The 16,204-nt window shown below is 67.8% G+C and carries 29 protein-coding genes; 2 read left to right on the forward strand and 27 right to left on the reverse strand.

Annotated elements, in window-relative coordinates:
* The 9 genes from IG02_RS37120 to IG02_RS0131180 all read right to left on the reverse strand — a co-directional run.
* Positions 1-255 (reverse strand): hypothetical protein (locus tag IG02_RS37120; RefSeq protein WP_037804805.1); only part of this gene is annotated, 255 nt, incomplete at its 3' end.
* The gene (locus tag IG02_RS39975) at positions 252-599 is read right to left on the reverse strand and encodes a hypothetical protein (protein WP_420707810.1); all 348 of its coding nucleotides are present in this window, start codon (positions 597-599) and stop codon (positions 252-254) included. The genes IG02_RS37120 and IG02_RS39975, both read right to left, overlap by 4 nt.
* 160 nt (positions 600-759) lie before the next feature.
* On the reverse strand, positions 760-981 hold the full coding sequence (locus IG02_RS44010) for a DUF6011 domain-containing protein (RefSeq protein ID WP_420707811.1): 222 nt from the start codon (positions 979-981) through the stop codon (positions 760-762).
* A 141-nt stretch (positions 982-1,122) separates the two neighbouring features.
* Positions 1,123-1,320, reverse strand: a complete 198-nt coding sequence (locus IG02_RS0131155) for a hypothetical protein (RefSeq protein WP_030755450.1) — start codon at positions 1,318-1,320, stop codon at positions 1,123-1,125.
* 57 nt (positions 1,321-1,377) lie between these two features.
* Positions 1,378-1,539 carry a hypothetical protein gene (locus IG02_RS42325; RefSeq protein ID WP_199814121.1) on the reverse strand — a complete coding sequence of 54 codons (162 nt, stop codon included), beginning with the start codon at positions 1,537-1,539 and terminating at the stop codon, positions 1,378-1,380.
* A 414-nt stretch (positions 1,540-1,953) separates the two neighbouring features.
* The gene (gene dnaB, locus IG02_RS0131165) at positions 1,954-3,372 is read right to left on the reverse strand and encodes a replicative DNA helicase (RefSeq protein ID WP_078854989.1); all 1,419 of its coding nucleotides are present in this window, start codon (positions 3,370-3,372) and stop codon (positions 1,954-1,956) included.
* On the reverse strand, positions 3,300-4,079 hold the full coding sequence (locus IG02_RS39980; protein WP_030755459.1) for an ATP-binding protein: 780 nt from the start codon (positions 4,077-4,079) through the stop codon (positions 3,300-3,302). The genes dnaB and IG02_RS39980 overlap by 73 nt, the downstream gene beginning before the upstream one ends.
* Positions 4,076-5,038 (reverse strand): helix-turn-helix domain-containing protein, encoded by a 963-nt coding sequence (locus IG02_RS0131175; protein ID WP_158712404.1) that lies wholly within the window; start codon positions 5,036-5,038, stop codon positions 4,076-4,078. The genes IG02_RS39980 and IG02_RS0131175 overlap by 4 nt, the downstream gene beginning before the upstream one ends.
* 128 nt (positions 5,039-5,166) lie before the next feature.
* Positions 5,167-6,867: a DNA cytosine methyltransferase gene (locus tag IG02_RS0131180; RefSeq protein ID WP_030755464.1), complete on the reverse strand. Its 1,701-nt coding sequence runs from the start codon at positions 6,865-6,867 to the stop codon at positions 5,167-5,169.
* 185 nt (positions 6,868-7,052) lie between these two features.
* Here IG02_RS0131180 and IG02_RS0131185 point away from each other — a divergent pair, with 185 nt between their 5' ends.
* Positions 7,053-7,436, forward strand: a complete 384-nt coding sequence (locus tag IG02_RS0131185; RefSeq protein ID WP_158712405.1) for a hypothetical protein — start codon at positions 7,053-7,055, stop codon at positions 7,434-7,436.
* Positions 7,437-7,571: 135 nt separating this feature from the next.
* Positions 7,572-8,321 carry a hypothetical protein gene (locus IG02_RS0131190; protein WP_158712406.1) on the forward strand — a complete coding sequence of 250 codons (750 nt, stop codon included), beginning with the start codon at positions 7,572-7,574 and terminating at the stop codon, positions 8,319-8,321.
* A 140-nt stretch (positions 8,322-8,461) separates the two neighbouring features.
* Here IG02_RS0131190 and IG02_RS0131195 read toward each other — a convergent pair whose 3' ends face one another.
* From IG02_RS0131195 to IG02_RS41835, 18 genes are all read right to left on the reverse strand, one after another.
* On the reverse strand, positions 8,462-8,698 hold the full coding sequence (locus tag IG02_RS0131195) for a hypothetical protein (protein WP_158712407.1): 237 nt from the start codon (positions 8,696-8,698) through the stop codon (positions 8,462-8,464).
* Complete coding sequence (locus tag IG02_RS0131200; protein WP_030755476.1) at positions 8,695-9,138, reverse strand: SLOG family protein; 444 nt, start codon at positions 9,136-9,138, stop codon at positions 8,695-8,697. Before IG02_RS0131200 ends, IG02_RS0131195 begins: the two co-directional genes overlap by 4 nt.
* Positions 9,135-9,479, reverse strand: coding sequence for a hypothetical protein (locus IG02_RS0131205; RefSeq protein WP_030755479.1), 345 nt, complete (start codon positions 9,477-9,479; stop codon positions 9,135-9,137). The genes IG02_RS0131200 and IG02_RS0131205 overlap by 4 nt, the downstream gene beginning before the upstream one ends.
* Entirely contained in the window at positions 9,476-9,781 is a 306-nt protein-coding gene (locus IG02_RS0131210; protein ID WP_030755482.1) for a hypothetical protein, read from the reverse strand. The genes IG02_RS0131205 and IG02_RS0131210 overlap by 4 nt, the downstream gene beginning before the upstream one ends.
* Before the next feature lie 68 nt (positions 9,782-9,849).
* The gene (locus tag IG02_RS0131215) at positions 9,850-10,809 is read right to left on the reverse strand and encodes an AAA family ATPase (RefSeq protein ID WP_030755485.1); all 960 of its coding nucleotides are present in this window, start codon (positions 10,807-10,809) and stop codon (positions 9,850-9,852) included.
* Entirely contained in the window at positions 10,806-11,639 is an 834-nt protein-coding gene (locus tag IG02_RS0131220) for a PD-(D/E)XK nuclease-like domain-containing protein (protein ID WP_030755487.1), read from the reverse strand. The genes IG02_RS0131215 and IG02_RS0131220 overlap by 4 nt, the downstream gene beginning before the upstream one ends.
* 115 nt (positions 11,640-11,754) lie before the next feature.
* Positions 11,755-11,982 carry a hypothetical protein gene (locus IG02_RS41830; protein WP_158712408.1) on the reverse strand — a complete coding sequence of 76 codons (228 nt, stop codon included), beginning with the start codon at positions 11,980-11,982 and terminating at the stop codon, positions 11,755-11,757.
* Positions 11,982-12,479 (reverse strand): hypothetical protein, encoded by a 498-nt coding sequence (locus IG02_RS0131230; RefSeq protein ID WP_030755491.1) that lies wholly within the window; start codon positions 12,477-12,479, stop codon positions 11,982-11,984. Before IG02_RS0131230 ends, IG02_RS41830 begins: the two co-directional genes overlap by 1 nt.
* Before the next feature lie 110 nt (positions 12,480-12,589).
* Positions 12,590-13,039, reverse strand: a complete 450-nt coding sequence (locus IG02_RS0131235) for a hypothetical protein (RefSeq protein ID WP_030755494.1) — start codon at positions 13,037-13,039, stop codon at positions 12,590-12,592.
* Between the two features lie 94 nt (positions 13,040-13,133).
* The gene (locus tag IG02_RS0131240) at positions 13,134-13,394 is read right to left on the reverse strand and encodes a hypothetical protein (protein WP_030755497.1); all 261 of its coding nucleotides are present in this window, start codon (positions 13,392-13,394) and stop codon (positions 13,134-13,136) included.
* Entirely contained in the window at positions 13,387-13,650 is a 264-nt protein-coding gene (locus tag IG02_RS0131245) for a hypothetical protein (protein ID WP_158712409.1), read from the reverse strand. Before IG02_RS0131245 ends, IG02_RS0131240 begins: the two co-directional genes overlap by 8 nt.
* A complete protein-coding gene (locus tag IG02_RS0131250; RefSeq protein WP_030755503.1) occupies positions 13,647-13,904 on the reverse strand; it encodes a phiSA1p31-related protein in 258 nt (85 codons plus the stop codon). Before IG02_RS0131250 ends, IG02_RS0131245 begins: the two co-directional genes overlap by 4 nt.
* Positions 13,901-14,305 (reverse strand): hypothetical protein, encoded by a 405-nt coding sequence (locus IG02_RS0131255; protein ID WP_030755506.1) that lies wholly within the window; start codon positions 14,303-14,305, stop codon positions 13,901-13,903. The genes IG02_RS0131250 and IG02_RS0131255 overlap by 4 nt, the downstream gene beginning before the upstream one ends.
* The gene (locus IG02_RS0131260) at positions 14,302-15,036 is read right to left on the reverse strand and encodes a hypothetical protein (RefSeq protein WP_030755509.1); all 735 of its coding nucleotides are present in this window, start codon (positions 15,034-15,036) and stop codon (positions 14,302-14,304) included. Before IG02_RS0131260 ends, IG02_RS0131255 begins: the two co-directional genes overlap by 4 nt.
* Positions 15,033-15,230 carry a hypothetical protein gene (locus IG02_RS0131270; RefSeq protein ID WP_030755513.1) on the reverse strand — a complete coding sequence of 66 codons (198 nt, stop codon included), beginning with the start codon at positions 15,228-15,230 and terminating at the stop codon, positions 15,033-15,035. The genes IG02_RS0131260 and IG02_RS0131270 overlap by 4 nt, the downstream gene beginning before the upstream one ends.
* Entirely contained in the window at positions 15,227-15,418 is a 192-nt protein-coding gene (locus IG02_RS0131275; RefSeq protein WP_030755514.1) for a hypothetical protein, read from the reverse strand. Before IG02_RS0131275 ends, IG02_RS0131270 begins: the two co-directional genes overlap by 4 nt.
* Positions 15,415-15,657, reverse strand: coding sequence for a hypothetical protein (locus tag IG02_RS0131280; RefSeq protein ID WP_030755517.1), 243 nt, complete (start codon positions 15,655-15,657; stop codon positions 15,415-15,417). The genes IG02_RS0131275 and IG02_RS0131280 overlap by 4 nt, the downstream gene beginning before the upstream one ends.
* Positions 15,654-16,127 (reverse strand): hypothetical protein, encoded by a 474-nt coding sequence (locus tag IG02_RS41835; protein ID WP_030755521.1) that lies wholly within the window; start codon positions 16,125-16,127, stop codon positions 15,654-15,656. The genes IG02_RS0131280 and IG02_RS41835 overlap by 4 nt, the downstream gene beginning before the upstream one ends.
* Positions 16,128-16,204: the final 77 nt, after the last annotated feature.

The following is a 16,204-nucleotide window of genomic DNA, read 5'->3' on the forward strand; positions in this document are numbered from 1 at the left end:
GGCGATGTCGATGTAGTCCAACTCCGAGCCGTCGTGGTACTGGCCCCACGGTCCGGGCGTGGCCGCCTGAGCGCGGGCTTCGATGGCGTCGAGGTCGAGGGGCTGGTCGGTGGACTGCATGGTCATCTCCTGGGTGTGGTGGGTTGGTTTGTGGGTGCGCGGGCCCGGTGGAACCGGATGAGCCACGGTCAGGCGGTGGGGCGGCTCGGCGAACTGGCGGACGCCGGGGGTGGTGAAGGTGGTCGGGTAGCTCATGTCGGGCCTTTCGTTGTCGTGTTAGTTGGGTTGGGGTCGGGGTGGACGGGGTCAGGTCGCGGGGGCGTTGTCGGGGTCGACTTCGGGATGCGTGAACCGGACCGGCTTGCCCAGCGACCACCCGCCTCGGCGTCCGCCTCGGAGGCCCACAGCGGGTGCGGGGTCTTCATGTCGCAGCCCGGCTTGACCACGATGTGGCCGGCCCAGGTCAGCTCACAGTCGGCGTCGGCCATCTCCTGCATGAAACGGGTGCTGCCGCAGATGACAACGATCCTCGGGATGCGCAGCCGGTCCTTGGCATCGGCGAGCTGCTCTTCCGGGGTGAGCAGGTTCGGGTACGACACAGGGGTCTCCTTCGGATTGTCCGGCCACCTCATCGACGGCCGGTTTTCAGGTGGTTTGCGGTAGTTCATTCTCCCACCCAACCGCCCACGATGGGGCGGTAATTGGGCACTCAAGGGCGAGGAAACGGCAGGTCAGGCAGTAGATTTCACGGCCCTACGCTCACAGCGACCACAGGGTGGGCTGATGGTCCACGAGCGGCAGTACGGTCTGCCCCGGAATCACGTCGACCGTGATGGTCGGAGCGGGGACTCGGGCCGGGTCCGGAGCAGCGAGGGCTCGGGCACAGACGGGACCGAGGCCGCGGCGGCGCGAGACAGGGTCGAGCAGAAGCCGGCGACAGCCACCGCAGCGGACATCAGGCATCCGAACCCCCGAGGGCATAGGCGCCGACCTGAGGGCGTGTGAGGCGATAGATGAACCCGGAGTCACACGGAGCCTGAAAGGCGCCACACAAGGCCACCAGGGGCCGCGAAATGGCGATTACAGGCGCAAGCGGCCTGCTGGCTTCAACCGGCCCCCGCATCACGCCGCCTCCCCGGCCGCATCCACGGACTCCCCGCGACGACCATGGAGTTCGGAGTAGGCGGGCAGGTAGCGGCTCGTGAACCACCGGTGGCCGCACGCCTGGCACCGGTAGCGGTGCACTATCTGGTCGACCTCGCGCCGCTCGCTCGACGGCTCGACGCCACGACGGACACAGTTCGGGCAGGAGTCGGTCATGGGTTCTCCGTTCTCGTGGTCGATCGGGCGACGGCGCCGTGGGCAAGCGGTCTCGCGTCATGCCGCGGCTTTCTGCTGCCGGTTGCACTGCTTGCAATACCTGCGGCCGTCATAGACGTGCGTGTTCTCGGCGTCGTAGGCGTGCCCCTGCGGACAGTGGGTTTTGAGTCCGTTGATCGCCCAGCTTTTGCCGCGTCGGGTGTTCTCGGCACCGGACACTGGTTCAAGGTGATCTACGTTGAGACACCGACGATGGAGACATTCGTAGCCGCCCATGCAGGAGGAGTCTCGGTTGTGGCAGGTGTGGTCTAGGAGTAGCCCTGGCCCGATGGGCCCGACGGTCAATTCGTAGATGGCACGGTGCGCAAGCTTCCGCTTCCCGTCGACGCTGAGGACGCCGTAGCCGCGGTTGTTGAGGGTGCCCCGTGTAGAGCAGGCACCCGCCCGGCCCGGCCTCGGTCCTGTCCTGAAGCCTCTCCAGGGGCATGCCGTGAACGAGTATGTGCATGAAGGCCCCCTCACGCCTCAGCTTCCGGCGGTATCGCCCGTAGCACCTTTGGCAGCGGTCCCTCGCGTAGCGCTTCGCAGAAGAGCACTCAACGCATCGCAGTGCTTCGTTGGCCGACATGCCGCTCACCCACTCGCCATGTCAACGAAGCGAGAAAAGTGGCCCTGGAAGGCGACGGTGATGATCGCGTTGGGCCCGTTGCGGTTCTTCTCGACGATCAGGTCGGCTTCGCCAGCCCGCGGAGATTCCTTGTCGTAGGCGTCCTCCCGGTGGAGGAGGATCACCACGTCGGCGTCCTGCTCGATCGCCCCGGACTCCCGAAGGTCAGACATCGCGGGCTTCTTGTCGGCGCGCTGCTCGGGCCCGCGGTTGAGCTGCGACAGCACGATCACAGGGATGCCGAGTTCCTTCGCGAGGACTTTGAACGCCCGCGACATGGAGGCGACTTCCTGCTGTCGGTTGTCGGACTTGCGGCCGGCCGCGGATTCCATGAGCTGGAGGTAGTCGACGATAACGAGGTCCAGGCCGTCGCCCTGCTGCATTTTCCGGCAGCGGGCTTTGATCGATGCGGGTGTCTGGCCGGGCCGGGCGTTGATGTGGAGGGGCGCTGTGGCGAGACGTTCGGTGACGCAAGCGATGCGAGTCCAGTCGTCGTCGGTCACTTGCCGGTGGACGATGTGGTGGAGCCCGACGCGGGCCTCGGCGGAGATGATCCGCTTGGTGAGTTCCTTCTTACCCATCTCCAGCGAGAAGATCGCCACGTGCTTGCCCTCGCGGATGGCCGCGTGCCGGGCGATGTCGACGGCGAATGTCGACTTGCCCATGGCGGGCCGGGCGGCGATGACGATCAGCTGGCCGGGGTGGAGTCCGTCGGTGAGGGCGTCGAAGTCGATGAAGCCGGTCGGCACACCGGCCATGCCGTCTCTGCCGCGCTCCAGTTCGTCGAAGATGTCGTCGAGCCCGTCGCCGAGCGCGCCGACTTCCTCGTCGACGTCTTCCGTCCGGATGGCGTCGGACAGCAGGGCGTGGGCGGCGTTCTCGATTTCGTCGATGTCGCCTTCGGCGGCGTAGCCCATCTGCATGATTCGCGAGCCGGCTTCGACGAGGCTCCGCAGACGGGCTTGCTCCAGGACGATGTCGGCGTAGTAGGTGGCGCTTGCCGAGGCGGGGGCGCCGTGGAAGAGCTGGTGTGTGGTTGCGGGCCCTCCGGCGCGGCCGATGTCTCCGCGGCGCACCAGTTCGGCGTTGACGCTGACCGGGTTGCACGGATCGCCCTTCTCGAACAGGGCGAGGATCGTTTCGAAGATCAGGCCGTGTGCGGGCCGGTAGAAGTGTTCGGCAGTGAGGATGTCCTGGATGTCGCCGATGACGTCGCGGGCCGCGAGCAAGCAGCCGAGGACGCATTGCTCTGCGTCGAGGTCGTGCGGCGGCGTCCGGCTGAACGTCTCCTGCGCTTCGTCGAATGTGGCGCTCACTGGTTGCCTCCCTTGCGGCGGTCCGCGCCGGTCATGGGGATGAGGTCGCTCATCTGCCGGAGGCGGGATGCGATGCGGTCGCCGACCACGTTGGCGAGTTCCTTGGCCGCCGCGTTGGTGGTGAAGATGCTGGGGCGGCAGTCTTCGTACCGGCGGTTGACGAGCCGGTAGGTGATCTCTTCGGTCCACTCGGTGTTCTTCGCGGCACCGAGGTCGTCAACGAAGAGCAGGTCGACGGTGGCGAAGGCTTCGAGTTCCGCTTCGGGGCTGCCGGAGCCGCCGGGACGGAGGCGGGCGAAAAGGTCCGCTTCTGTGGTGGCGAGAAACCTGATGCTCGCGCCGGTGTCGGCGACGGCCCGGAGTGCGGACCAGGCGCTGTAGGTCTTGCCGGTGCCGACGGGTCCGCACAGCAGCAGTGAGCGGGCGGCGTGCGGGTCAGCGGCGACCTGTGTGGCCCAGGCGGTGGCGCGCTCGCCGGGTGTGGCGTGGGTGAAGCGGCGGGGCACCATGCGTTCGTACCGGTCGCCGGCTTCCTTGCGGCGGTCTGCGACCTGCTGGTGGAAGTTGTCGCGGATGAGGTTGAACTCTTCGGCGGTGAGGTCGGCGGCGGGGAGGTCGCCGGTGAAGTGGCGGGTGAACCTGTCGGCGATACGGAGTTCGTCTGCCTTGGTGCCGTCGGCGATGTGCTGTGCGTCGGCGAGGCCGGGCAGGGAGTACTGGCCGGCGGGGATGCCGTAGGCGGCGTAGTCGATGTAGATCTTGCTCTGGTCGTTCAATTTCCCCATCCTTCGAGGTAGATCGATTGGTCTTCGTGGTCCCGATGCGGCGTGTGGCGGCCTCCGACGGCGCGAAGGTTGGGGCGTCCGACGGGGTCGGGTTCGTCGTCGTAGCAGCCCTTGTTGAGCCAGGTGGCCGGGTACTTCGTGTACTTGGGCTCTTCGCCGGCCCGCTCGCGCGCGTAGCCGGTGGCGGCGTCGACGATGTGCTGCGGGTCTGCGCCGCGGTTGAGGGCGGCGAGGAACGCCTTCTTGGCTTCCTCTCGGGCTTTCTTCTTCGGGTAGACGAGCCAGAAGGCTCCGAAGGCTTCGAGGCGGGGGTCCGGCTGCTGTTGCTGCTCGTCCTTGACCGACTCGGTGTCCGGTTTCGAGGGCTCACTTGCGCGGGCGGGAGCGGCGTCAGTCTGAGCCGGGGGCGAGGAAGAGTCTTTATGTAGTTGGTTGACTGACGGTTGTTGGTGGTTAGGGCGGCGTTGAGTGCGTGACGGCCAGGCGTTAAGTGCGTGACGGCTAGGCGTAAAGTCCGTGACATCGCCTGTCACAGACTCTGCGTCCGTGACAGTCACGCACTTTGAGTCTGTGACCGTCACGGACTCTGCGCCCGTGACACCCTTCGCTCGGGACCGGCGCTTCCGCTCCGCAGCCGCCGCCCGAAACTCGCTCTCCTCACGCTCCAGCTCCGCCCAATCCGACTCCGGCCGCACCAGATGCATCGCCAGATGCCACCGCGTCCGGCCATCAACCGTGCCGTCCCGCCAAATCAGCCCCGCCTTCTCCAGCCGACGCAGAGCACGCTGCACCGTGGTCCGGTCGTATCCGGTCCGGTACTGGATACGGAGCACCGAGGGGTGCGCGTTCGAGCCGTCGGCGCGAGCATGCTCCCCGAGCACCTGAAGGACGTGGCGCCCGGTGGTATCGGGCTTGCCCTTCTCGGTGCGAGGCATGGGTGCGTCGTCCATAGCCCAGTTCGTGGCCTCGGTACTCACGCGATCTTCTTCCTGGCGAAACGGACAGGTCGGCTGGCGGCGGCATAGGGCCCTGCGGCCGGGTCAGGTGGGTGCGGCGCGCGGCCGACGGACGCGGCAGATCACGCGGCGACTGTCAGCGCGGGGGCCGTGTACCGATCCAATTCGTCGCCGGTGATGGCTTCGACCAGGGCGCAGAGGATGACCTCGGCGGCGTTCGGCGTGACGGCGTTGCCGTATTGCCTCACGCGCTCGCGCTTGGAGCCGAGGACGATGTACTGGTCGGCGAAGGACATCGCACGGCCGATCTCGTGCGGTTCGAGCATCCTGAAGAGCACGTCGTTGATGTCGACGTCGCCGGACACGAGTGCGTACCGGTCACGGGTGGAGAGAGTGCCCACGGGCTCGGAGATCGGCTTGGCGGCGCCGTTGCCGTAGTAGGGGACGAGCAGGTTCTGCCAGTCGATGCTCTCCGGAGTGACGAGTCCGTGATGGTTGCCGTTCGCGGACACGGTGCCGAGCGCCTCGTGGATAGCGCGACCACGAAGCTGGTCTCCGCCGCCGCGCATGGTGACCATGAACGGCAGCCAGGCGAGGCCGGTCTCGTTGCGCGCGGTCTGGGTGCGGAGCGGGTTGTTCGCGGAGGCGGGGTCCTTGCCGTCGCGTCCCTCGACGGGGATCAGCAGAGGCGGGATGGCGAGGCCGTCGTTCTCCCGGGTGGTGCGGCACGGCATCGCTTCGGAGACCGGGGTGGGTGCCTCCCGCCAGGTGCCGCCGGCCGGGACCATGAACGGCTCGTAGGCCATGGCCTTGGTCGACGTGGTGGTCTGCGTGGTGAGCGGCGCATCGACGGGCCAGGTGCGGACGCCGGGACGCCGCTCGAAGGTGTTGCCTGCGGCTTCGAGGGTGATGGGCCGGGCGAACTTATCGAGGCCGGCCTGGATACGGGCGAGGGTCTTGTCGGCGAGGGGCTTGGCCCGGTCGCCGATGCGCTGGCCGGGCAGGGTCCAGTCGATCGCGACTGCGGCGGGCAGCACTTCGGGCTCGACGATCTGGTTCCGGCACTTCGTCTGCGGGCACCGGTAGACGTACTGCTGCCGGTAGCGGCCCATGTCCGCGCCCTGCTTCTTGAAGACCTGCATGGCCTGGACGTACTCACCGCACCCGGTGCACCACGCCTGCGGGCGCAGCCACTTGTCCCAGTTCGGCATGCGGCCGATCGAGTTGTGGATGTACCCCATGTAGAACCTGTCTCGGGACTGCGGCGCCTTCTGCACGGAGCGCGGGTCCGCATGCATCGAGTTCAGGGCGATGATCCGGGTCGAGTAGTCGAGCTTGTGGAACTCGTTGCGCCACCGGTCGAACTGGTCCCATGCCCGCACGTCGATGACGTTCTCGACGACGCCGGCCTTGACCAATCCGCCTCGGGCCATGACCCCGCGCAGGTACGTGGGGACCTCTTCCATGAGCGCGCGGGACCGTTCGACCTCCTCGGAGGGGCCGAAGCCGTCAAAGAGGTCGCCCTGCAGAGAGGCGGCGAAGTCCCGCTTCTTGCCCCGGGCGTTGGACCACTGCGGGCATTCCGGCGATGCCCAGAAAATGTCGGTCACGGGCCACCGGTCGACGGGGGCCTCGCGGATGTCGCCGCGGTAGTGGTCGACATCGGGGAAGTTCGCGGCGTGCGACTCGATCGCCCGCTCCCAGTGGTTCGCGGCCCGCTCCACCCGGACGCCCGGGATCGCGTGCGCGCCCTGACTGGAGCCCCCAGCGCCACAGAACCAGTCCATGACGGTCAGTGCGTCGTTGTCGTTTCGGTAACTCATCGGAGCCCTTCCGTGTGGCTTATCTGGCGGATTCGGGCGCACGGAACCAGGCCCTTTTGGGCCGGATGTTTCGCGATGCGGCGTCGGCCAGGTGCGGCGTTCCTGGGGTCCACTCTGCCATACACCTTTAAAGATTGGCCAGGTTTGTAAGGATGGCGAGAATGGTGATGGCTTACACTCTGGCCATGGCTACTGGGAAGGGCATCGAGATCGCCGAGGACGGCGTCGCCACGGTCGGCATGACTGAAGCGCGCGCACTGCTGACAAGCCTCATTCGCGAGGTGCGCTACGGTGGTGAGGTCGGTGCGTTCACCGAGCGTGGTTCCCGGCAGGCCTATGTTGTGACACCCGAGTTCTACGAGACCGCTAGGCATGACGCGACCGTGCTCCGGGAACTCCGCAAGTACCTTGCAGAGCTCAGGAACAGCGACAAGCCTTCCGACAAGTCGCAGACGCGTGTCATTGGCGAGGCACTGGACGTTGCCGAGCGGCGAGCCGACGACTCGGGCCGACCGAAGAAGCGCAAGATTGTCAAGCGTGGCCCTAAGCCGGCCGCCGAGTCGGACTGACACGTCCCCTCCCTTCCTGTCCCGCATCACCGTGGGGCTTCGTCGTGTACGGGTGGTTGATTCCGGCAGGCTCTTCGGCCCCACTATCCAAGGTCAATCCGGGCAGTGAGCTGCGGTTTTGTGTACGTCGGCTGCGTGCGCAAACGTGATGTCTCGTCTCGCTGGTCGGAGTGGGCGCACGGTGCCAGCCCGCGCTTCGACTCATGCGGCTACACCTGTCCGCTGGCGCCGCTGTCCGGTCCGCAGCTCCCGCACGATTGCGTGGACCGTGGACGCCGCCATGTCGAGCCGACGAGCGATGTCGTCTTCGGGAAGGCCGAAGGAGTCGAGGTGCTCAATCTCCGCACGGCGGAGCGCGGCGAGTTCCGTGCGGTTCAGTTCGGTCTCGCCGTGAGTTTCAGGCTGAGCTTCCGGGTCATCGATGGTTGCGTCGTCCCAAGCGAGCGGCCCGTGCCAGCCTTGCCGTGCGGCAAGGAGCCGGGAGCGCTTCGAGAGTCCGGGGACTCGGCTGAGCTGCCGGTACACGGCGGTTGTGGTCCGAGCAGTGACTGCGCGGACTTGGCTGCGCTCCCCTCGTGCGATGCGGCCAAGAGCGTCTCGATGGATTCCGATGTGATCTGCGAGGACGGGATAGGTGTGTCCAATGGCGATGAGTGCCCGGATGCGTCGGATGGTGCCGGTGGCATCGACGTCCTGTGCGTCACTCGGGGGTGGGCTGACTTGGAGCGCCAGGAGTCGCTGGGCAGTCTTGATGCCGACGCTGGGGTTTTCGCCTCGGAGGACGGGTCCGATGGTGCGGTGACTGACGCCGGTGGCCCGCTCGATCTGGGCTTGGGTCCAGCCGGCTGCCACAAGCGCTTGAACGTGCCGGGTGATGTTCACTGAGTCGGCTCGACGGCGCTGCCCGCGGTGGTGTTCGATGCGGAGACGAGACATGTACCGGTAGTTGGCGGCTGCGCATTCGGGCTGTCGGCAGCCTCGGAGGTAGCAGCGTCGTTCGCCGTGCTGGGGTGGGGTTCGGGTGGTCACAGCTGTTCCTTTCGGGTGAGGTGCTGCCAGTGCTGGTCGAGGTCGCGGTCGAGCTGGCGCCAGGAGCGCCCTTCGGCGAGCGCGGTACGGGCGCGGGCTCGTCGTCGGCGCCGGTCCCAGATGGCGCCGGCCGTGCGGGCGCAGATGCGGTAGCCGACTTGAGTGACGGCGGCGAGCAGGAGTCCCGGGCCGAAGAGCATGGAGAAGCCGATGACCTGTTGGGCAAGGCTCATGCGGCCCACCGCCTGATGTGCAATCCGGCTTCCTCCGCGCGCCGGATACAGTCCGCGGTGCCCGTGGAGCCTTTGCGCTGAAACGCCAAGACGACAGTGGGCTGCTGGTCAACCATCTGCTGGTTGCGGCGGTGTCCTGCGGTGGGGCACCACGAGTAGTCGCCGCGAGTCCGGCGGTGACCTGCCGGGCAGGTGTCCACACAGGTGGCCCAGTCGGCGTTGACCTGCTCGTGGCCGACACCGTCCTCCCACCTGGCGCGAGCCCACACGCAGGCGATCTGATCGGCGCCCGTAGCTCCGCCGTGCATGACGGTGATGCCGCTGTAGCCGTCCTGGCGGGCGTCATGCCACGTCTCCAGCAGCGCGTCCTCGATGATGGGGACGTCATCCCAGGACCGGGATCCGGTGACTAACGCGAGCGCAAGGTAGGGGCCGTTCATGCTGCCGCCTCCCGCCGGGCTGCTGCGGTGCCGCGCCACGTCCGGACCCCGGAGTGATGAGTGGTGGGCCGGTCGGAGCACGCCCAGCCGGCGGTGCGGATGTACCCCTCGTCACGCAGAAGGGTCATCAACCGACCCCAGTGCGCTTGTGGGTTCGGCGGGTCGGGGAGCTTGTGGAGGTCGACGACCTCGTAGCAGGTGAAGGTCCGGCCAGTCGCCGCGACGGCTATGAACTCGGGCCAGACTTCCGTGATCCACGTCTCGTAGTCGTCGACCCGGCGGCGGACCTTCGACACCGCAGCGTTCGGGATGCTGCCGTCGAGGGCGGGCTGGACGGTCATGACGCGCACTCCTGATCTCCGTGGTCGTTGAGGGCGGCGATGATGCGGGCGAACTCGTTGAGCTGGCCGACGAGAGCGGCTGCGTGGCCGACGCAGGACCGGCACCAGACCAGCCCGTCGGGCGGGGCGGACGGCAACGGGTCGATGACCACCGGCGGGGAGTGGGTGACGCCCCAGCCGGGCGCCCCGCACAGCCCCTGCTTGCCGGCGAAGTTGCCGTCCTCGCGCATGACGTGAAGGTTGCGGACCTGCTGGGCTCGTCTGCCGGTCGCTGCGTTGTAGCCGCGATAGAAGGCGCGCATGACTGTGGTCTCCTTGGGTGACGGGGCCGCCGTAGGTTCGGGCCACGGCGGCCCCGCCGGGTGGATGATTACGCGGCGGCTGCGGACTTCAGGGCAGTGCCGCGCTCCTTGATGAAGTCGCCGAGACTGACCGGCTTGCCGGTCTGGGGGTGCAGCAGGGGGGTGGCAAGCGCGCTGGCCGCCTCGACCGTGCGGTACAGGGCAAGCAGACTGGCCGCGGTGGCTTCCGGTGACGTGGCGGCGTCGATCCAGGCGGTAGCGTCGACTTCCTTGGCGCCGTCGCGCAGCCAGTCCAGGTAGGGCTTGGCGATGTCACGAGCCCCGTTGGGCTGATTCAGGACGCGCCCGTTGAAAGCTGGGCATCGGGACTTGATGAAGCGGAGTCGGTTGCCTTCATCCATCTCGGCAGCGACACCGAACTCGAACTCGATGCCTTTGCGCTGCTCGGCCCGCATTCCCTTGTTGACCGGCGCCCCGTTCTCCAGGGCCCAGTGGATGTAGGAGCGCATCGTGACCACGACGTGGCCCGGGTAGGCGATGAGCGCTTCGATCATTTCGTTCTGGAGCGGGGTGCCGTCTTTCCAGCCGGCGAACTTGTTGCCTCCGTACTTCGACTTGGCCTTCTCGACTTGATCAAGGGTGCCGTCGGTGCCCTTCCAGAAATGGCTGAGGGAGTCGACCATGACGACCGGGTATCCGGCCTTGGCGGCAGCGGCGAGTGCCTTCTGCAGGTCTCGCGGGTCGTAGCGGTGCATGGGCAGCGTGTCGAAGGTGACGTCGAGATCGTTGACGTACAGGGCGGCGGCGCCGCGTTCGGTGTCGATGACGGCGAAGCGCTGCCCTTCGGCGAGGCCGCTGGCAGTGGAGAGGCCGGTCCACGTCTTGCCGGACCCGGACGGGCCCTGGATGGCGATGGTGGCGTTGAAACCGTCCTTGGTCGCAGGCCGGAAGGTGAACGGACCGTCGTCGTACTCGTCGGTCTGCGGCCGCGGGCGGGCGGTACGGACGGGCGGGGGGAGCTGGCTCACGAGGTCTCCTCGGCGTACTTGCGCTCCACCCACGGGGGGAGCGAGAGGTAGGTGGTGCCTTCGCTGTAGGCGGGCCAGTAGTCGTTGGCTCGGCACACGGCGTAGGTGTGGATGGCGCAGTCATTGAGCTCGCCGCCGATGACGCGGGCGGGGAAGTCAAGTTCGACGACGGTCACCAGGTATGGCGGCTGCTTCTCCTGGAAGATGAACTTGAACGAGCCACTCTGCGGGATGAGTCCGAGGTGGATGGCGCCGCGCCTGTAGAAGTCGTCTTGCTGGTGGTAGCCGTAGTCCTGCACGGCCTTCTGCAGATAGTCCGGGTGCACCGACCGGGCCGACTTGTAGTCGACGATCTCGTCGGGTCGGAGCCAGTCGATGCGGCTGCGCCGCCAGACGTCGCCCTCCTTCCAGAACATCGACTGTTCGGCGAGGCCGCTGCCAGGGGTGAGCAGGTCGGACGCCTCGGGGTGGCTGGCGAGCGCTTCGGCCATGTCGTCGATGCGCTGTCGGGCTTCGGGCTTGAGGGGCACGTTGCCGGCGGCCCTTATGGCGGCGACGCGGGCCCTGGTCTCGTTGGTGTTCCAGCGCTTCTCGTCGACGACGACAAGCTCCGGGCCGTTACCGAGGATGACTGTGTGTGCAGCGGTTCCGAACTCGAATTCGGGCTTGTAGGGCTCGGGGTTATCGAGGAAGTACTTGAAGCGGGCGGGGCAGTCGGAGATGCGGCGGGCGCCGGTGGACGACAGGCTCCCGCCGGGGATCGGGTCGGAGTGATACAGCTCGGCGGGGATGTCGTACAGGCCTGGTTCCACCTCGACCGCGTCGGTCATGCGGCGCCTTCCAGGGGCATGGGGCGGGCGCAGCCCTCACACAGATGCTCATCAGTGAACGGGCCGTCCTCGTCGCCGCAGCGGCGGCAGCGGATGAGTTCCTGATCGGTGGCCATCAGAACGGGTACTCCTTCTCGGGATTGCGGCGGGGCCAGAGGCGAAGGCGCCATGTGCGGAGCCAAGCGAGGCAGTGGCAGTTCTCCCAGTTACCGCCGCCATATGCGGTGATGTAGCCGCGGCCGTGGCAGTCGGGACAGTTCGGGTTGGCCTTGGGTTCGCGGGTGAGGTGGATGGCCCGCTGGTGGTATTCGGCCTGCCAGCGGCCAGCGCGAATTGGGGTCATCAGGCGGCCTCGGCGAGACGGACGATCTCGTTGTGGGCCTCGTTGAAGTCCTCGGTGTCGAGGCCCATCCACGGCACCCGGTGCGACATGGCGATCAGGATTTCGAGCGCGTTGTAGCCCTCGGCCTTGAACTCAGCGGCCTCTGCCTCAATGTCCGCGGTGGTGTAGGTCCCGTTCCTGCTGGCGTCAGCACCTGGGGCGAGCGGTTCGGTGCCCGGCTGGATGCACCACACGATGCTGAGCTTCGCGAACATGTCGGCCGGGTCGACGACGGCCTTGATTGTGTCCGCGTCCTGCGTCCAGTCGGTGATCGTGGCGAGGAGTTCCGCGCCCTTGAGTGCGTTCTCGCGCTGCATGGCGTCGGCGATGGCGAGACCGCTGGCCTTGTGGCCGATGCGCCACCGCTGCGGGTTGTGCGGCTTGTGGTCCGGGGCGAGCCGGAAGACGACGAGGCCCGGGACGGTTTCTGTGGCCTGGTCGAGGGTGCTGATGTCCATTGCGTCCTTCTCTGGGATGCTGGTTGTGGACGCCCCGGCACTTCGACTGCCGGGGTGTTCGCTTGGTCCGCCGGGGCTCGGGGGTGTGGTCACCGGGCCCCGGCGGCGGTTCAGGCGGCCGGCGGTATGTGTGCCGGGCTGGTGTTGCCGGGTGTGGCGCGGATGCCGAGGGCGTCCCACAGGGGGCGGACGTCAATCGGGTGGGTGGCCTGGTCGTCGACGGCGGTGGTGTCACGGACCGAAGCGGGGACGGTGACCGCGGTCGCGTTGGCGTCCGCGGCGAGTTCAGCGGCGAAACGGCGCCGGAGGACGGCGACCGTCTCGGCGAGGTGATCGCGCTCGGCAGTGAGCTCGTACACGTCCGCGTCGAGCGCGACGACCTTCATCTCCGCGTCGGCCTGCTTGGTCCGGGAGTCCGCCAGCTTCGCTTTCAGAGCTGCAATGGCTCCGATGGCGCCGAAGAGCTGCCGCAGGAGGCGCCTGTTGTCGTCCTCCAGGGCGGTCACCTTGTCGGTCGCGCGGTGTCTTCCGTGGCGGCTGCGGATGGGTATGAGACTCACGGCGGGTCCTTGCGGTTGCGGTTGGGCCAGAGGCTGGGGGCCACCGCCATCAGGCAAAACACGAACCCGATGGCGGCAGCAGTGATCAGATAGGTCACGCGGCGGGCCGCTTGTGCTTGACGCACTCCCACTGGGCGGCCATCGACTCGTGGTACGACGCCTTGGGGACGAGGGCCCAGGTGAGGCCGTTACGGATGTCCTCGTCGCGTTCGCGCTTCGACGGGACGAGACGCTTGTGGGCCTCCTCGGCAGTGCGGAGTTCGCCCTTCGCCGTGGTTGTCACCGTGAGGGAGACGAGGCAGCCACACGGGGCCGACTGGATCCAGTAGCAGTCGGAAGGCGTCGGCTCAGGCATTGCGGGTCCTGCTGGTGTGGTTGACGTGGGCCGGGCTGCCCGGCACGTAGTCGCGGCTGGTGGCGGTCCGGGCCCGCCAGGCGGTGACGCCCTCCACGAAGCCAGCGGCCATGTCCGGCCCGAGCTGCCGGGCCTTCGCGTCGATATCCCCGCCCTCGGCCGCCGCCTGCCAGCCAGCCGTGAAGGCGACCATGAACAGCTGCGGATCCTCGGACTGACGGGCGCGGGCTTCAGCGATCTCCATTGAGGTCGTCACGCCGCCACCCCCAGCGGGATGCGGCCGATGAACGCGGCCCGAACCTGAACGCTGGTGATGCGCTGCGGCAGCGGAATCAGCGGACCGTGCAGCTGGTACACGTCAAGCAGCGACATGTACCCGGACGTCGTCTGCATCAACGGCTCGCCGGCCTTCGTCCAGCGGCCGGTCCACGACCATTCGACGCCGGTGACGTCGACATAGGTGCGGGTCAGATCGAGAGTGACGCCGTCGATGGTGTAGCTCGCGTTCATGCCGCCACCTGCCCCGGCGAGCACTGGCGGGTCACGCTGGCGCGGGCAGCCTGGTACTGCTCCCACTGCCAGGGCTGCCAGCCGGCCTCGGGCCCGTAGTCCCGGCGGAACTCGCCGTCGATGCGGACCAGCTCGGCCTCTTCGGCGTCCTCGGCGCGCATGTACCGGACGTACACGGGCCGGGTGACGCCGTCCTCGGCGTCGACCTGAGCGGCCACGTCCGGCTCGTCCTCGTCGGCGTCCAGCGTCCACAGGACCCGCTCCAGCATCGCCTTCAGTGAGGCGTGCGACGAGGCGAGAGCCAGGTCGTCGTTGAGGTTCGTGGCCTGTGCCGTGGCTAGTACCGACCGCGCGGCGGCCAAGGTGTCGTCCAGCAGGTGAGGGGATACGGCGGTGCTCATGCCGCCACCGCCTGACGGGCCGCGTCGTACTGGCCGATCGCCCACACGGCCGCGTAGCACTGATAGACGAAGTGGTAGTTCGGCTTGTGGATCGCCCAGTCGCCGACGTCGGAGAAGGCGAAGCCGCCCATCGCCCGTACCCGAACCTTGTGCTCACCGTCCAAGCGACTGACGGGGTGCTTGTAGAACTCCCAGGTGTAGGCTGCGCTCCGATCGTCGTGGTCCTTGGACGCTCCGCACGAGCACTCAGCGCGGTACGTCACGCCGTGCTCGAAGTCGTAGACCAGCTGCATGGCCACGTCCTTGGAGCCCAGCAAGTCGCTTTCGAGGATCTGCTCACGGACAGCCGCACGCAGGCCTCGCGGCGCACCCTCACGGACGGCCTCCGCCACCTCGTCCTTGACCTGCTGGACCAGACGGGACTGGTCGTACTCGCGAACCGAGTCGGCGCCGTTGACCAGCTTGCTCGCCCACCGGTCCGGGTCGAAGCGGCTGCCTCGCACCCAGGCGAACATGTCCTCGGTGTCCGAACCGAACCGCTCGAAGTGGTAGGAGCCGTGCGAGCCGGCCACCAGCAGGTTGTAGGGCCACGTCACGACGATGAGTCGGCTCATCGACTTCGGGGCCGACCATTCGACGTGGCGGTACAGGCCGTCCTCGCGCTGCACCTTCATGGCCGCCGTGGCGAAGTCGCTTTCGAAGTGCCGGGCAATCTCGGTGTACTCGGTCATCGCTGGCCTCCGGGGGTCCAGTCGGGGTAGTCGGTGTCGGTGGAGCAGGTGTCGGGGTGCTCGGACGCCATGGCGGCGAACGCGTCGTCGGCGGGGTCGATGAGGTGCCGGTCCTCGGCGGTCAAGCCAGCGAGACGGCAGGCCGCCTTCAGGGCCTTGAACTCGCGCGCGCTCTTGGATGCATTCGTGGTCACGACGCACCGCCTGTCAGGTTCTCGATGCGATCGAGGACGTAGTCCGAGGCGTTACCGCCGACGCCCGCGTGGTCCATGACCTCCCGCAGAACCGCCAGCTCGTGGGCAGTGATCTGCTCGTCAGTCGCACCAGCACGGCGCAGCTGACGGGCCACGAGTGTCTTCTCAGACGGGCGCTTCTTCGTCACGACGCACCGCCCTCGGTCAGGCGGTCCTGGCAGTCCGGGCAAAGCCCGGTGATCCGCCACTCCGCCTCGTACTGCCGGGCCTCGGTCTCGTCCCAGAAGACGCGGGCCGTACCGTCCGCCTTGATGAGCGGCTGGCCGCAGCCGATCGGCTCCCGCAGGCAGCGCTCCTCGCGCACCGCGATGACCGGAAGGTCCCCGCCGGACAGGGCGGCCAGGAAAGCCGGGATGGTGTTGCTCACGACGTCGCCTCTGTCCAGGCGGTGTACGTCGCAGTCCGCGACAGCAGCCGGGTGGACGGGGTGCCGGACGCGAAGATCCCAACGTCGGCCAAGCGCCTCTCGGCCTCGCTGCGGCTTGTGGTCACCCCGGTGATCGCCTCGCCCGAGTCGTACCGCACACCCACCGCGTACTCGGTGACCGCCTCGGCGACGGGCGCGTTCAGCAGCGGCTCGGCAGGCCACATGCCGGGAGCCTCGACCATTCCCTCGTGGATCTCCGTGGAGTAGCGGAGCATGCTCGCGGCATGGTCCTGCCCGATGCCCTCAAGCCAGTCAGCACCGGCATGCAGCACCTCGGCGGCGTAGGCCAGGGTCAGCGCCTTCGCCTCATCGGGCGAGTAGCCAGCGCCCCGGAGGGCGCGGTACAGCGCGTCACGGGCAGTTGTGGGGTTGGTGTCATCCGGCGTGGCGGATGGGATGATGTCAGGCACGGGGCCCGCCTTTCGTCTTCTGTGGTGTGGGTGGTGCTCCGAGGCCCCTGCTGCCGGTGTGTCAGAGCCCGGCGGTC

This window comes from Streptomyces sp. NRRL F-5135, assembly GCF_000719775.1.
Lineage (GTDB): Bacteria > Actinomycetota > Actinomycetes > Streptomycetales > Streptomycetaceae > Streptomyces > Streptomyces hebeiensis.

Excerpts from the sequence above, each read along its gene's own strand:
- IG02_RS44010 (WP_420707811.1), bottom strand. The coding sequence starts at position 981 with ATGCCCTCGGGGGTTCGGATGCCTGATGTCCGCTGCGGTGGCTGTCGC.
- IG02_RS0131155 (WP_030755450.1), bottom strand. The coding sequence starts at position 1,320 with ATGACCGACTCCTGCCCGAACTGTGTCCGTCGTGGCGTCGAGCCGTCG.
- IG02_RS0131175 (WP_158712404.1), bottom strand. The coding sequence starts at position 5,038 with ATGGACGACGCACCCATGCCTCGCACCGAGAAGGGCAAGCCCGATACC.
- IG02_RS0131180 (WP_030755464.1), bottom strand. The coding sequence starts at position 6,867 with ATGAGTTACCGAAACGACAACGACGCACTGACCGTCATGGACTGGTTC.
- IG02_RS0131185 (WP_158712405.1), top strand. The coding sequence starts at position 7,053 with ATGGCTACTGGGAAGGGCATCGAGATCGCCGAGGACGGCGTCGCCACG.
- IG02_RS0131195 (WP_158712407.1), bottom strand. The coding sequence starts at position 8,698 with ATGAGCCTTGCCCAACAGGTCATCGGCTTCTCCATGCTCTTCGGCCCG.
- IG02_RS0131200 (WP_030755476.1), bottom strand. The coding sequence starts at position 9,138 with ATGAACGGCCCCTACCTTGCGCTCGCGTTAGTCACCGGATCCCGGTCC.
- IG02_RS0131205 (WP_030755479.1), bottom strand. The coding sequence starts at position 9,479 with ATGACCGTCCAGCCCGCCCTCGACGGCAGCATCCCGAACGCTGCGGTG.
- IG02_RS0131210 (WP_030755482.1), bottom strand. The coding sequence starts at position 9,781 with ATGCGCGCCTTCTATCGCGGCTACAACGCAGCGACCGGCAGACGAGCC.
- IG02_RS0131220 (WP_030755487.1), bottom strand. The coding sequence starts at position 11,639 with ATGACCGACGCGGTCGAGGTGGAACCAGGCCTGTACGACATCCCCGCC.
- IG02_RS41830 (WP_158712408.1), bottom strand. The coding sequence starts at position 11,982 with ATGACCCCAATTCGCGCTGGCCGCTGGCAGGCCGAATACCACCAGCGG.
- IG02_RS0131230 (WP_030755491.1), bottom strand. The coding sequence starts at position 12,479 with ATGGACATCAGCACCCTCGACCAGGCCACAGAAACCGTCCCGGGCCTC.
- IG02_RS0131240 (WP_030755497.1), bottom strand. The coding sequence starts at position 13,394 with ATGCCTGAGCCGACGCCTTCCGACTGCTACTGGATCCAGTCGGCCCCG.
- IG02_RS0131250 (WP_030755503.1), bottom strand. The coding sequence starts at position 13,904 with ATGAACGCGAGCTACACCATCGACGGCGTCACTCTCGATCTGACCCGC.
- IG02_RS0131255 (WP_030755506.1), bottom strand. The coding sequence starts at position 14,305 with ATGAGCACCGCCGTATCCCCTCACCTGCTGGACGACACCTTGGCCGCC.
- IG02_RS0131260 (WP_030755509.1), bottom strand. The coding sequence starts at position 15,036 with ATGACCGAGTACACCGAGATTGCCCGGCACTTCGAAAGCGACTTCGCC.